The organism is Photorhabdus namnaonensis, assembly GCF_001684335.1.
GTDB lineage: Bacteria > Pseudomonadota > Gammaproteobacteria > Enterobacterales > Enterobacteriaceae > Photorhabdus > Photorhabdus namnaonensis.
Window position 1 is genome coordinate 1 of sequence record NZ_LOIC01000082.1, and the last position, 13,853, is coordinate 13,853.

Here is a 13,853-nt window from a genome sequence, read left to right on the forward strand (position 1 = left end):
CCGTCAGCGACGGCAACCTGATTATCCGGGATAAAGCGCACCAGACGCAGGATATCGCGACCCTCAGCCGCGATACCGATAACGCCGCGAATGCCCTGAGTCCGATATTTGACAAGGAAAAAGAGCAGCAACGGCTGAAACAGGCGCAACTGATTGGCGAAGTTAGCGCCCAGATGACCGAGATAGCCAGTACGGAAGGGAAAATTATCGCCACCAAAGCGGCGAAAGCGAAGTTAGACCATATCAGTGAACCGGACAAAGCGGCCGCCAGAAAAAAACTGGTCGACAGTGGCAATCCACACCCGACTGCGGCGGATATCAATAAGCAAGTTTATGATACCGCTTACACACAGGCGCTGAATGACTCGGGCTTTGGGACCGGCGGAACCTATCAGAAAGCCCTACAGGCGGCCACGGCCGCCATTCAGGGCTTAGCGGGCAACAATCTCGGTCAGGCGCTGGCCGGGGGCGCTTCACCGTATCTGGCGGGCGTGATTAAGAACTTGACCACTGACCCGCAAACCCATCAGGTGGATATCGCCACCAATACGCTGGCCCATGCGATTTTAGGCGCGGTGGCGGCGGAAGTGAGCGGTAACAATGCCCTGTCGGGTGCCGCGGGTGCGGCGTCGGGGGAACTGGCTGCTCAGGTTCTGATTAAGCAACTTTACGGCGACGGGGCTAAAGTCAGTGAGTTAACGGAGGAGCAGAAGCAAACTATCAGCACCCTGTCCACCCTGGCGGCAGGACTGGCAGGCGGTATTGCAGGTGACTCCACCGCCAGTGCCCTCACTGGGGCGCAGGCAGGGAAGAATGCAATTGAGAATAACTTTTTGAGTGTGAATGAGCTGGACAACTTTGCGCACCAAGCCCGCACCTGTGAAGGCGAAAGCTGCAAACAAGTGATCAAGGATATGGTGGAGACCAATATCCGTAATCAGCAGGAAATGATGGACTTCTGCAACAGCAACCCGAGCCAGTGTGCGCAGAAGTATGGTTATCTGGTTGATCAGTGGCCGGTGTTTGAACGCACCCTCAAAAATATGGACCGGGACGGCACATTGCCGGTTGAGTTCAGAAATTACCTGTCGGCGGTGAATACGTTAGGTCAGGCGGCTACAGGCAAGGTAGGCGAACTCGGCTGGACAAAACGCTTTGAAGCAATGGGCATGAGTCAGGAGACTGCCGCTGCGATGGCGATGACGCTGCCTATTGTGATAGAGGGAGCCAAAGGGCCGAAGTCGTCACCAAAATCATCGCAAAATAATGCCGGCAAAGGTGCTCAGCCTGAGTCAGCAGGGAAAAACACAAGTGGCGCGGAAAATGCGGCAACTTATCCGAAGTTAAAAGAAGACTTAGTGCAACGAAACCTTAGTCATATTGCTTCGCAAGACCCAAGGTTGGCAGCTGTAGTTAAAGGTGATAATGGTAAGCTCAATTATGGCATTGGGGCAGGAACTCGAACAGAAGCGGATAGATTAGGCAAAATCTGGGTAGGAGATGGAGCCAAGAAGACTACTGGAAATGGCTGGGTTAGTGCGGATGGTACAAGAGGTTATAGACCACCATCAGAGAAACCTAATAGTGCCCATGCTACTACTGGTGTGCAAGCCAATTTTGAGACATATTCAATTGATTCTAAAGGAAAAATAAATAAGACTGGAAACGGTCATTTAAATATTCTGGATTAAAAGAGGATGCATTAGTGAAAGCAGTACTAAAAGGCATAGATTGTATGCATAAAGATCCAGTCATGTATTCCGGTGAAGATGACGGAACTATTAATATAACCTTATCCCTATTAATCGGGCCAGAGTTGGAAAGTGGGAGTGAATATTTTGATCTTTTTATCTGTACACCTGAATGGCTGTGTAATCATCATTGGCAACCGGAATTGATACGTCATACGCTTCTGGTACGTGAGTATAATTTGGATGAAATTAAAAAGATCATCACGGATTATATTGAACAGTGTGAAGGTAATGACTGGATGGAGATAGCCCAAAAGCTTTCCCGTGTCTTTGCCTGGGAATATGAGGATTATCAACCTTAACCTGCTGTTATCCAAGGAGTCCAGCTAAAGAACTGGACTCTTCCTTTAGCTGTCAGTCATTCTCAGCCAGTTGAATGATTAACTGCCCGGCTTCGCTGGTAATAGTGATCGGGGCTACACTGACAAGGGCACGGCGGGAAAAACCGGCTTTCGGGGGTGAAAAACGCGTCAGGGGGTTTTGGATTCGGCTGTGAACGCACATCGGAAAAAACGGGGTGTAACTGACTGAGTACACAGGGAAAATTGGTGTTCAACGGCCAGCTTCGCATTGGAAAGTGTTGTTGTGGATAATAATGCTCTTGGTTATGGTCTAGGAACCTTTTGGGGGCAGATAGCCAACTCGATCAGTTCAGATACATCATTGTCCTTTGATCTACAAGGTAAAGGGAAAACAGTAGAAGAAATGAACGAAGCTATAAAATACTCTCATCAGGGGCCATCATGGGGTGTTACTTATAAAGTTAAACCGCATGTAAAAGGTGAGGTTACAGCAGGAATAGGTCCAGCAGGGTTTGCTGAAGCAGCATTGGATCCAAATAAATTTGCAATTAATGGTGGGATGACAACAGCTATTGGTGCTCATGGTGGGGCAACTGTCGGAATAGAATTTGGCCCTTATTTCCCAGGTTTATTAGGAGCCCAAGATAAAGATTATTCTTTTGATCTAGGTTTTGGCTATGGTTCATTTGGAATATCAGCAGGAAAAGATGGAATAGGTGTATCACTTGGTATAGGGCCTTCAATTGGCTGGAGTGGTATTTCAAGGGAAACTCCATTAGGTGAAACAGACGTGAATGGCAAAGTTGGCACTGAAATATATAAACATGAGTTTAAGGATAAATGAGCATGATTGTATATATTCCGTTTACTTTGATGGTCTTGAGTCTGTTGGGGTTTCTTGCATGCTTCATCTACTTTGGCTTGAGCAAAAAAATTTTACTAAGAAGTGTAAAATCTCCATTGCTCTTTTTTGATTTTTGTTTTTTTAATAAAAACAAACTTGCTAATTTTTCCATGATAATATTATTTGTTATTTATATGTCTGGAATTTGGTTTGAATTTATTAGAAATGGAAATTTAATTTCCTTTGTTGGATATTCCATTGGGGTGTTTGCAATTCTTGTTTTTCTTATTCATTGCAGATTTTTCTCAAAAAGAAAATTTGCACATGGAAATAATATTGAATTCATAAAAGAGTTTGCTTTTGAAATGGAAATAAGTCTTCAAAATACGTTATTATGGTTATCTAGGTTATTTTATATTGTTTGGCTTTATTTGTTTTTTTCTACGTAATTGTTGTGGATAATAACCACTTAAGCGTTGACCAGAACCGTTCAAGGAGTGAGGAACTGGTCAACTGTCAGGGTGATACCAACCGCCGTTCTGTTGTCCGGGATAAATATCGTCAGGAATACGATAAGGTTCAGGTATGAATAACAAGCTGTGCCAGTGCAGAGCAATGTGTTGCCGTTGCCAAATAACTGCGGGCATTACAAGGTGATTACAGAGCACTAATAGTAAAAGTTCAGAAAGAAGCCAGGATGAAATATTTTTTTTCACTTGAATATGTAAATAAGGCTATTAAAAATAGGGGGTATCCGGCTAACAAGTTATTATTTTATATACTATCACCTGTATGATTTACGTGAATTAATAATCAATCTTTGGAGAAATTTTATGAAATGTATTAAATGTGAAAGCCCAGCATTACATGAATCAGATTTTTGTGCAGCATGTGAAGAGAAAGAATTAAGTGGCATTGGCGGATTTCTCTATTTACCCGCAATAAATCTTATCTTTGCAATATTTAGCTCTTTATTTAGTTCATATAAAACAATGACAATCTTAAACTCTGGTTATGGTTTTTCAGGTGAATTACGTATCCTTATAGGATTTGAGTTTATACCCGTTATCTTTCAAGTTGCCTCTTTGTTGGCTGCGCTCACTCACCCCGGTCACATAGTTCTCTATGCTCCCGGGGATTCGCTCCCTTGCCGTCGCGATCCATCTTGAAATCCATAGGGTATATCTGTTTTACAATTATTTTTTGAGTTGCACTTTATACATCTATTTTCTTCTTTAGAAAAAAGAAGAAAACACCTTTGTTTTACATTATCCTGTTAGTTTTTACCTCATTATTTGTCATCACCGATTTAGCGTTGGCTCATTATGTATATGAAATAAAACTGGATTATAATCATCTTTTCTTGCTTTTTAGAACTGTGTTTTATGCATGTATATGGGTGCCTTACTTTATTATATCTATTCGAGTTAAAAGGACATTTATTAAATAATGATGGCGGATTAGATTAATAAATGCAATTTTTCATAAAGATAGATCATTTGACTCCCAATAAATTACAGTGCGAGTCAAATAATCTTTCCAATTTTTTGTTTATATAAGAATACTATGGTCTTAACGCCTGATTATTAAATACCGGATCGGATTGTATATGGATTCTCTGTAAATGCCGTTCTGATTTGGAGGTAAATCCTTCACGTCCATGTAGCAGAGAGAAGTTATCCACAATCACCAGATCGCCTTTTTTCCATGTATGAGCATATAAATGGCGTTTATCATAGAGTGTTTTGATGAAATCTTGCTGAAATTCCGCGACTTGATCAGGGCTGATGTTATGGTATTCAATAGCATGTTTATTCAGGAATTTTTCTCCATCTATTGCTGGTTCATTATATCTGATAACGTATCCGTTTCCGTCAGGATGTTCTTCCAGTAGAGGAGAATGAACCTCTCCACCATAATGAGTGACCTTATTAATGCGATAAGTAATAGATATATTTTTCCATTGTTCTAGTTGCTGTTGAGTAGCATTAGTAACAACACGACGAGTATTGACAAAAGTTGTTCTGCCCCCTTGGTCACTTTCAGGTGCGTGGGCACAATGGAACATGATAAATTCGGGAATGGTCGGTTTATACATGCCATCCCAGTGCAATGGCATATAGCTGTTATCAAAAACGTGATCGGTAGCATCTTGATGTTCACGAACATCTAAAATAGCACCAAACGGCCACATCATTATTTCTCCCCAATTATGGGCATATTCTTCATATTTTTTGTGGTCAGATAAGTCAGATTTGAAACCACGTAATATAAGCAGATTGTGTTTTCTAGTCAGTTCTTTCAGTTGTTCCACTGATAATGTATCAATATGTTGATCGGAATATTGAGGAGTAATTTTTAAACCAAATGGGGTTATCTCTTCTGTCTGGAAGTTATTTAATTTTGCCATAGTTATTTTCCTTTAAATTATAATTTATCTTTAAATCACCATATTAAGTTAAATTACATAGTGACTGGGTTTTCCATGAATATTAACTAGCTTTCCACCCATCATCTGGACTTCTTTGTGTTTCATAAGTATGAATTGTCCATTTACATTGGCTGCGACACCGTGCCAAGGGGTTAACCAATCATCCCGGGTTGGCATCATATGAATACCAAGTTTAATACTATTTGCTGGCTGAGGATGAATAGATAAACGTATGGCGTTTGGAAAATGAGTGTCTAATAAACTTCCCCACGCCCAGCTTCGTTGAATAACACCAACGGCCCTTTGTTTGGCATCTTTTTGTAAAGCATTGTTTGAGCCAGTATAGCCGGGTAATAAGCTGTCTTCATATAAGAAACGAGTGACTGCACGATATAATTGTAATCCGTCACTATTTTGCAATAGTTCGTCTTTGATAGATTCTTCTGAGCGGGCATAATGTTTAACTAACATCTGTCTCTGCAAATTGAAATCATCACTATGTTCGCAGAGTTCCTTGTCGTCATTAAGGTTAAATGTACTTAAATTGATAGCACCCACTTCATGAAGTAATTGCTTAATATCTTCATGATATTGGCTGATAACTGTATCACTGACGCGAATCAGATCACCGAAAACGTGCCCGTCAGAGCAAATAATAATGCGGGCGCCAGGCGGATAATAAAGCTGAATACGCTGGCAAAGAGAATTAAGAAAAATCAAAGACAAGCGCTCTGCCATATCAGGGGAGGTGCCAAGTACTTTATTTCTGTTTGGTGACTTGGTTGGGAATGCCGGTAAGATGAATTCGATAGGCTTTTTCTTCTTGATAAAATATTCAATTCTAGGTAATTGTACAGTTTTAACAATCTCTCTTTCTTGATCTGTATTTTTCTTTGAGTCAGTAAGGTGTCTGCGATATTGTAATAATTCACATAAAATCTGCATGGAAATATCATTAACAGAAACATTTTCGGGAGTAATATTATCAATAGTGGCACTTTGCATAATTACGATTTCTCATACTTGTTGTAAATATATTTATTATTTTGTTTCTTTAAAATAGATAAATAGCGGTTTAATTAATTGGTATAGACGAAGTGTAAGATAACGCAATTAAAAGATAATATAATATTTAAGAATATCTAATAATCTATTTCATAATAAGCAATATGCTTGAATATAAATTATATAGTTAATCAATATATTTGATCGATTGTTACATTAAGGCAAAGTTTTACGTGGTTATTAAAATATTTAAAAAACTGGTCCGATCACTTTTTATGAGATAAATAATTGAGTATGTAAATTGATAAGTAATTTGTTTTTCTTCTGTAATGTATTTATAGTGATTATATATTGTGATTATTGTATAAGAGAAAAATATAATTATAACGGGGATGTGTTATTCAGACAGAAAATAAATTCTTGTATCAGATTAATAATATAGACTGTTATTATAATCATGTCGGGTTATTATTTTTCGGAAACTGAATTTGTCCTTAACCCAGTCGGGGAAATAATCCTTATTCCATATGGATATTACGATATGTTTGTTATCTTAGAATAAATATTAATGAATAAATCACAGCATAATTATTCAATAGTACAAATGAATATTGGTCTCGATTTTGGTGGGGTTACGTAAAAAAAGAGTTATACAATGTGAATTAAATTGCAGTACTTCCCCATAGACTGGTAATCAATCATAGGGGAAGTTAGCAGTGGTTTAAGAATGGATTTGATGATGTTCAAACATATCAAGTAATTGCTGAATAAATTCCAGACGTGTCATTCTTTCGTTCAGATCAGTGATGAATTTCAGTTTGGCGGGGCCATCCAACCGGTAGATTTCGGGTTGTTTCTGTAACAGGCCGATAAGATAAGTTGGATCGACTTTATGTTTCTCACTAAACTCGATGAATCCTCCTTTTTCATGGGCTTCTATTCGTTTAATACCTAACTTCTGAGCTGACAAGCGAATGGCTGCTGATTGTAATAAATGGCGCCCCGGATTAGGTAATGTGCCGAATCGGTCTATCAATTCAACCTTCAATTCTGCTAATTCTGATTCGTCCTTGGCGCTGGCGATACGTTTATAAAAAGACAAACGCATATTGACATCGGGAATATAATCATCGGGTAACAAAATAGGTATCCGCAATTCAACGTCAGTTTGGCTATTGGTCAAGTCTTCAAGTGAAGGTTTGCGGCCTGCTTTTAGTGCATCGACAGCGCTTTCCAACATTTCCATGTAGAGAGTGAAGCCGATGGTTGTCATCTGACCACTTTGTTCTTCGCCCAAGAGTTCGCCGGCTCCACGGATTTCAAGGTCGTGAGTTGCCAATGCAAAGCCTGCGCCTAAATCTTCAAGGGAGGCGATGGCTTCCAGACGTTTGTGTGCATCGGTTGTCATTGCTTTCGGATGTGGTGTCAGTAGGTAAGCATAAGCCTGATGGTGGGAGCGTCCGACGCGTCCACGCAATTGATGCAATTGAGCCAAGCCGAAATGGTCAGCACGTTCGATAATGATGGTATTGGCGCTTGGAATATCGATGCCTGTCTCAATAATTGTGGTACAAATCAGAACATTAAATCGTTGATGATGGAAATCAGTCATCACTCGTTCCAAATCCCGTTCACGCATTTGCCCATGACCAGTTGCGAACCGTGCTTCTGGTACTAACTCTTCGAGACGCAGTTTCGCTTTCTCAATATTTTCAACATCGTTATAGAGATAGTAGACTTGGCCTCCGCGCAAAACTTCACGCAGTATGGCTTCTCGCACAACCAGACTGTCATACTCGCGCACGAAGGTTTTAACTGCCAGACGACGGGCGGGAGGAGTCGAAATAATTGAGAGGTCTCGCATACTACTCATTGCCATATTGAGCGTTCGGGGAATTGGGGTTGCGGTGAGGGTTAGAATATCGACGTCGGCACGCATGGCTTTGATCTGCTCTTTGTGGCGCACACCAAACCGATGTTCTTCATCGACAATTAACAAGCCAAGGTCTTTCCAACGCAGGTCGCTTTGTAGCAGTTTATGCGTACCAATAATAATATCGACTTTACCTTCGGCTGCCATTTCAACAACTTGTTGCTGTTCTTTGGCGCTGCGGAAGCGGGATATCATCTCAATACGTACAGGCCAATTAGCAAAGCGGTCGCGGAAATTGTCAAAATGCTGTTGAGCCAGCAGTGTTGTCGGAACCAGAACCGCCACTTGCTTGTCATTATGGACCGCCAGAAATGCGGAGCGCATTGCAACTTCGGTTTTGCCAAATCCTACATCACCGCAAATTAAGCGATCCATTGCTATTGGTTGACACATATCATTCAGAACGGCGTTAATCGCCTGTTCCTGATCTGGGGTCGTTTCGAATGGAAAGCTTTGACAGAATAGTTGGTATTGTTCCCAATCATGTTTAAAAGCAAATCCGGGTTTTACGGCGCGGTGAGCATAAATATCAAGCAGTTCCGCAGCTACGTCGCGTACTTTTTCGGCCGCTTTCTGGCGGGCTTTGCTCCATGCTTCTCCGCCCAATTTGTGTAATGGAGCATTTTCATCAGCGCCGCCTGCGTAGCGGCTGATTAGATGCAGGGAAGATACCGGAACGTAGAGTTTGTCGTCGCCGGCATAACTTAGGATCAGATATTCAGCTTGGATACCACCTGCTTCCAGCGTAGTTAACCCTTGATAGCGGCCAACGCCATGCTCCAAATGGACCACCGGCTGATTGGGGCGTAATTCTGCAAGGTTACGGATCAGGGTATCGGTATTAATCGTGCGGCGGGTGTCTTGACGGCGGCGAACAATACGCTCACCGAGCATGTCGCTTTCACAGATTAGAGCAAATTCATTCTTTGTATCGATAAAACCGTGTTCAGCGGCACCAATCATCAAAAAGTGGCCGGGTTGTTGCGCCTGATTTAATTTATTGATTTTAATTGGTTTAATCTTTATTCGTGACAATAATTCCTGTAATGCTTCTTTTCGTCCTTCGCTTTCAACGGAGAAAATTACGCGGCCCCTGAATTGTTCCAGGAAACGGCGAAGTTTATCCAGCGGCGTCTTATTTTGCGCAACAACGGAGAGATCGGGCAGTAATTGATAGTCAAGGTTTACGTGGCTCGTTTTTTTACTCAATTCTTCCGCTTTAAGTTGAATGCGGGGCCAGTTTTTTAGCGCTGAAAATAATTTATCCGCCGGGAGCCAAAGCTCTTCTGGGGGGAGGAGAGGGCGCATTGGATCAATTTTACGGCTCTCGAAGCGCTGTTGAATATCTTGCCAGAAACGTTCAGCGGCATTGTTGATTTCTTGGCTAAGAATCAGGGTGTTATCAGGCAGGTAATCAAACAACGCAGGCAGAGGTTGGCTGAAAAACAACGGTTGCCAGTATTCTATCCCTGCCGGTAGCGTACCTTTGCTGACTTGCTGATAAATATGCTCACTGTCCCGACGGACTTCAAAACGTTCCCGCCACTGGCTGCGAAACAGTTCAATCGTCTCTTTATCCGTTGGGAATTCATGAGCGGGCAGGAGGTTGATTTGCTTAACCTCAGTTAGCGTGCGTTGGCTGTCAACATCGAAAATGCGTAAGCTATCGATTTCATCATCGAAAAAATCAATACGATAAGGATGCTCGCTTCCCATTGGAAAGAGATCAAGTAGTGCGCCCCGAGTAGCAAATTCGCCATGTTCAAGAACTTGTTCGACACTACGATAGCCGGCCTGTTCTAATTCAGCGCGAAGTTTGTCCCGCGAGAGTCTCTGACCTTTATGCATAACCAATGCATGCCCGTTAAGGTACTCATGAGGGCAAACCCGTTGCATTAAGGTATTTATCGGCAGGATTAAAACACCTTTGGTCATCGTCGGCAGACGGTAAAGTGTAGACAGGCGGTTGGAAATGATTTCCTGATGGGGAGAAAAGCTGTCATACGGCAGTGTTTCCCAATCGGAAAGAAGATCAACCGGGCAGTCGGTAAACTGATAGATTTCATCATGCAGGCGTAAGGCGTTTTGCATGTCTTTGGTTATCAGTACGACAGGCCCTTGATGGCGTTCGATAATTTCAGCGCACTCTACAGCGCAAGCGGCGCCAATAAGTCGACCTAATTGACGGTTATCGCCGCGGCGTTCAGGCAGTTCATAACGATATTTTGAGGACATAAGCGTAAATGTGTTCTTTATGATTCAGTCCATTCCAACGGGCTTTCGACGCATATATGGTCTTCGAGTAAACACGCAGGCTGGTTGAGAGAAAATAAAAAAACCACAGAATCTGGGTGTTGGTGGTTCCATAAAATATAACTACCCTTTATTATCCCCGAACACTTTGCTTTGGCAACAGGGGCGTAACAGATTTCATGTTTCAATCTGTCTCATTATTTATAGGTTTACGGTATATGCGTGGCCGGGCGGCTGACAAATTTGGTCGGTTTGTCTCATGGCTATCAGCAATTGGCATTACTCTCGGTGTTGCCGCGTTAATTACAGTATTGTCTGTGATGAACGGTTTTGAGCGTTCATTGGAAACCAGCATTCTCGGTTTTGTGCCACAGGCGGTTGTGACGTCGGTAAACGGCTCGCTAGACCCAAAAGCGCATCCTGCCAGTGAACTTGCGGATCTAAAGCAGGTTAACAGGATTACCCCATTGGTGACGGGGGATGTGGTATTGCAAAGCGCCCGGAATGTTGGTGTCGGTGTGATGTTGGGCATCACTTTTGATGAATATGAGCCGCTGGCTGAATATTTAAACGGTGCTTATCGTCATCAACTTGAACCCGGTAGCTACAATGCTATTTTGGGCGAAAGAGTAGCCGGGGAGCTTGGAGTAAAACGTGGTGATCGCATTCGCCTGATGGTGCCCGGTGCAAGTCAGTTGACGCCAATGGGACGTATTCCTAGTCAGCGTTTATTTAATGTTATTGGTACTTTTGCATCTAATAGCGAAGTCGATGGCACACAGATTCTGGTTAACCAGCAAGATGCAGCCCGTCTGATGCGCTATCCGCCAGGTCACATTACTGGTTGGCGTCTCTATCTCTCAGAACCATTGGCTGTAGATAGTTTGAGCTTACAAGCCCTGCCTGAAGGATTGTTGTGGAAAGATTGGCGCGAACGTAAAGGTGAGTTTTTCCAAGCAGTCAGGATGGAAAAAAACATGATGGGCTTATTGTTAAGCCTGATTATTGCTGTGGCTGCGTTCAATATCATTACTTCGCTTGGTTTACTGGTAATGGAAAAACAGGGAGAAGTGGCGATTTTGCAAACACAGGGGTTGGTACGACGTCAGGTGATGGCGATTTTTATGATCCAGGGCGCGGGAGCCGGGATTATTGGCACTTTACTGGGAACTGGGCTTGGTGTTCTGCTTTCCAGTCAGCTTAATAACTTAATGCCGCTTATTGGCTTGTTGACCTCAGGGGTTGAACTGCCTGTTGCCATTGAACCGCTACAGGTTGTTACAATCGCAATTTCAGCGATGGCGATCGCCCTATTGTCTACGTTATATCCTTCCTGGCGTGCTGCTGCCGTCCAACCTGCTGAGGCTTTGCGTTATGAATAATCAACCACTATTGTTGTGTAATAATCTGTGTAAAAAATATCAGGAAGGACAAGTACTGACCGAAGTGCTGAAAGATGTCACTTTTGCTGTCAATCAGAGTGAAATGATGGCGGTTGTGGGAAGTTCCGGTTCAGGTAAGAGTACGCTTCTGCATTTGCTTGGTGGGTTGGATACGCCGACTTCTGGTGAAGTCCTGTTTAAAGGGCGTTCTTTGAATAAAATGTCTTCCAGTGCCAGGGCGGAACTGCGTAATCATGAATTGGGCTTTATTTATCAGTTTCACCATTTGTTGCCAGATTTTAATGCGATAGAGAATGTCGCTATGCCGTTGTTGATCGGCGGTAAAAACCGTAGTCAGGCGCAGAAGAAAGCATTAGAAATGCTGGCGGCCGTTGGTCTGGAGAAGCGAGCTCATCACCGCCCATCGGAATTATCCGGAGGTGAACGCCAGCGTGTGGCAATTGCCAGAGCGTTGGTGAACGAACCCTCTTTAGTTTTAGCGGATGAACCTACCGGTAACCTCGATTTACGTAATGCAGATAGCATCTTTGCATTACTGGGCGAGCTCAACCGGCGGCAAGGCACGGCATTTCTGGTCGTCACCCATGATTTAAATCTCGCCGGCAGATTAAATCGCCAGGTGGAGATGCGTGATGGTTATTTACAGGATAAATTGACCCTGGCGGGGGCGTTGTAATGGCGAATTTGCCTCTCTCTTTGGTCACTGCCTTGCGATTTAGTCGCGGGCGTCGCCGTGGCGGTATGGTATCTCTGATTTCTGTGATTTCTACGCTAGGGATTATGCTTGGTGTCGCTGTTCTGATTATTGGTCTGAGTGCCATGAATGGTTTTGAACGAGAATTGAGAAACCGCATCCTCTCTGTTGTTCCTCATGGTGAAATCTATACGGTTCATCAGCCTTTTGAACAGTGGCAACCTGCATTGGAACGGGTAAAAAACACAATCGGTGTGGTTGCTGCTTCACCTTATATTACTTTCACTGGCTTGATGGAAAAAGGCGCCAGCTTACATGCTGTTCAGGTGAGAGGCGTTGATTTAGCCTCTGAATCTCAGGTCAGCTCATTACCACAATTTGTACAAGATAATGCCTGGCAAAATTTTCAGGCTGGTCATCAACAGGTCATTCTGGGACAGGGGGTTGCTAACGCCTTGAAGGTCAAACAGGGTGACTGGCTGACTGTTATGATCCCAAACAATGATCCTGATATGAAATTGTTGCAACCGAAACGAATTCGTTTACAGGTTAGCGGGATTTTTCAATTGAGCGGCTTGCTTGATCATAGTCTGGCCCTGATTCCTTTGGCTGATGCGCAACAATATTTGGATTATGGACAGGGAGTCACGGGCATTGCGATCAAGGTTGATGATGTATTTGACGCTGATCAGCGGGTAAGGTCTGCCGGGGAAGCATCACAGGAGTATGTCTATATCAGCAGTTGGATGAGAAATTATGGCTATATGTATCATGATATTCAGATGGTACGTAGCATTATGTATCTGGCGATGATTCTGGTGATTGGCGTGGCGTGTTTTAATATCGTTTCTACTTTGATTATGGCGGTAAAAGATAAAAGTAGTGATATTGCTATCCTGCGAACCCTCGGCGCTAAAGATAGGCAGATTAGAGCGATTTTTCTTTGGTATGGGTTACTGACGGGTATGACGGGCAGTATTGCCGGTGTTGTAGCTGGTGTGTTGTCGTCACTGAATCTGACAGTGCTTATTCATGGGTTAGAAAAGTTGATCGGGCATCAATTTCTTTCCGGCGATGTTTACTTCATTGATTTCTTGCCATCTGAGTTACATGGCATGGATGTTCTGTATGTTCTGGCGACGGCTCTGATTCTGAGTTTATTGGCCAGTTGGTATCCGGCGCGACGGGCAAGTAGACTTGATCCGGCCCGAATTTTAAGTGGGAAATAATTAATCTG

The 13,853-nt window shown here is 43.0% G+C and carries 12 protein-coding genes and 1 pseudogene; 10 read left to right on the forward strand and 3 right to left on the reverse strand.

Annotated features, from left to right (window positions below):
• The 7 genes and pseudogenes from Phpb_RS16735 to Phpb_RS27590 all read left to right on the forward strand — a co-directional run.
• Window positions 1-1,691, forward strand: a 1,691-nt coding sequence (locus Phpb_RS16735) for a VENN motif pre-toxin domain-containing protein (RefSeq protein ID WP_165603313.1), incomplete at its 5' end; no start/stop codon positions are given.
• A gap of 14 nt (window positions 1,692-1,705) precedes the next feature.
• Complete coding sequence (locus Phpb_RS16740; protein WP_075489515.1) at window positions 1,706-2,053, forward strand: immunity 8 family protein; 348 nt, start codon at window positions 1,706-1,708, stop codon at window positions 2,051-2,053.
• Between the two features lie 283 nt (window positions 2,054-2,336).
• A complete protein-coding gene (locus tag Phpb_RS16745) occupies window positions 2,337-2,897 on the forward strand; it encodes a polymorphic toxin type 25 domain-containing protein (RefSeq protein ID WP_065391338.1) in 561 nt (186 codons plus the stop codon).
• A gap of 2 nt (window positions 2,898-2,899) precedes the next feature.
• Window positions 2,900-3,346 carry a hypothetical protein gene (locus Phpb_RS16750; RefSeq protein WP_065391339.1) on the forward strand — a complete coding sequence of 149 codons (447 nt, stop codon included), beginning with the start codon at window positions 2,900-2,902 and terminating at the stop codon, window positions 3,344-3,346.
• Between the two features lie 5 nt (window positions 3,347-3,351).
• Window positions 3,352-3,486 (forward strand): hypothetical protein, encoded by a 135-nt coding sequence (locus tag Phpb_RS27285; RefSeq protein ID WP_276204280.1) that lies wholly within the window; start codon window positions 3,352-3,354, stop codon window positions 3,484-3,486.
• Window positions 3,487-3,730: 244 nt separating this feature from the next.
• Complete coding sequence (locus tag Phpb_RS25750) at window positions 3,731-4,066, forward strand: hypothetical protein (protein ID WP_065391340.1); 336 nt, start codon at window positions 3,731-3,733, stop codon at window positions 4,064-4,066.
• 53 nt (window positions 4,067-4,119) lie between these two features.
• Window positions 4,120-4,347: pseudogene (locus tag Phpb_RS27590) on the forward strand (DUF2569 family protein); the annotation flags it as partial.
• Between the two features lie 114 nt (window positions 4,348-4,461).
• Here Phpb_RS27590 and Phpb_RS16760 read toward each other — a convergent pair.
• The 3 genes from Phpb_RS16760 to mfd form a co-directional block, all read right to left on the reverse strand.
• Window positions 4,462-5,307, reverse strand: a complete 846-nt coding sequence (locus tag Phpb_RS16760; protein ID WP_065391341.1) for a TauD/TfdA dioxygenase family protein — start codon at window positions 5,305-5,307, stop codon at window positions 4,462-4,464.
• A gap of 48 nt (window positions 5,308-5,355) precedes the next feature.
• Window positions 5,356-6,333, reverse strand: coding sequence for an L-tyrosine isonitrile synthase (gene pvcA / locus Phpb_RS16765; protein ID WP_065391342.1), 978 nt, complete (start codon window positions 6,331-6,333; stop codon window positions 5,356-5,358).
• 721 nt (window positions 6,334-7,054) lie between these two features.
• Window positions 7,055-10,501, reverse strand: a complete 3,447-nt coding sequence (gene mfd / locus Phpb_RS16770; RefSeq protein WP_065391343.1) for a transcription-repair coupling factor — start codon at window positions 10,499-10,501, stop codon at window positions 7,055-7,057.
• A 197-nt stretch (window positions 10,502-10,698) separates the two neighbouring features.
• On the opposite strand from mfd, the gene lolC reads away from it, so the two are divergent.
• Genes lolC through lolE form a run of 3 tightly spaced genes read left to right on the forward strand, consistent with a single transcriptional unit; the run spans window position 10,699 to window position 13,845 of the window.
• Window positions 10,699-11,901: a lipoprotein-releasing ABC transporter permease subunit LolC gene (gene lolC / locus Phpb_RS16775; protein WP_065391344.1), complete on the forward strand. Its 1,203-nt coding sequence runs from the start codon at window positions 10,699-10,701 to the stop codon at window positions 11,899-11,901.
• Entirely contained in the window at window positions 11,894-12,598 is a 705-nt protein-coding gene (lolD, locus tag Phpb_RS16780) for a lipoprotein-releasing ABC transporter ATP-binding protein LolD (protein ID WP_065391345.1), read from the forward strand. The genes lolC and lolD overlap by 8 nt, the downstream gene beginning before the upstream one ends.
• Window positions 12,598-13,845 (forward strand): lipoprotein-releasing ABC transporter permease subunit LolE, encoded by a 1,248-nt coding sequence (lolE, locus tag Phpb_RS16785; protein ID WP_065391346.1) that lies wholly within the window; start codon window positions 12,598-12,600, stop codon window positions 13,843-13,845. The genes lolD and lolE overlap by 1 nt, the downstream gene beginning before the upstream one ends.
• Window positions 13,846-13,853 lie beyond the last annotated feature (8 nt).

What these genes read in the sequence shown, in the direction of transcription:
- Phpb_RS16760 (WP_065391341.1), bottom strand. Translation starts at nt 5,307, where the DNA reads ATGGCAAAATTAAATAACTTCCAGACAGAAGAGATAACCCCATTTGGT.
- lolC (WP_065391344.1), top strand. Translation starts at nt 10,699, where the DNA reads ATGTTTCAATCTGTCTCATTATTTATAGGTTTACGGTATATGCGTGGC.
- Phpb_RS25750 (WP_065391340.1), top strand. Translation starts at nt 3,731, where the DNA reads ATGAAATGTATTAAATGTGAAAGCCCAGCATTACATGAATCAGATTTT.
- lolE (WP_065391346.1), top strand. Translation starts at nt 12,598, where the DNA reads ATGGCGAATTTGCCTCTCTCTTTGGTCACTGCCTTGCGATTTAGTCGC.
- Phpb_RS16750 (WP_065391339.1), top strand. Translation starts at nt 2,900, where the DNA reads ATGATTGTATATATTCCGTTTACTTTGATGGTCTTGAGTCTGTTGGGG.
- mfd (WP_065391343.1), bottom strand. Translation starts at nt 10,501, where the DNA reads ATGTCCTCAAAATATCGTTATGAACTGCCTGAACGCCGCGGCGATAAC.
- lolD (WP_065391345.1), top strand. Translation starts at nt 11,894, where the DNA reads ATGAATAATCAACCACTATTGTTGTGTAATAATCTGTGTAAAAAATAT.
- pvcA (WP_065391342.1), bottom strand. Translation starts at nt 6,333, where the DNA reads ATGCAAAGTGCCACTATTGATAATATTACTCCCGAAAATGTTTCTGTT.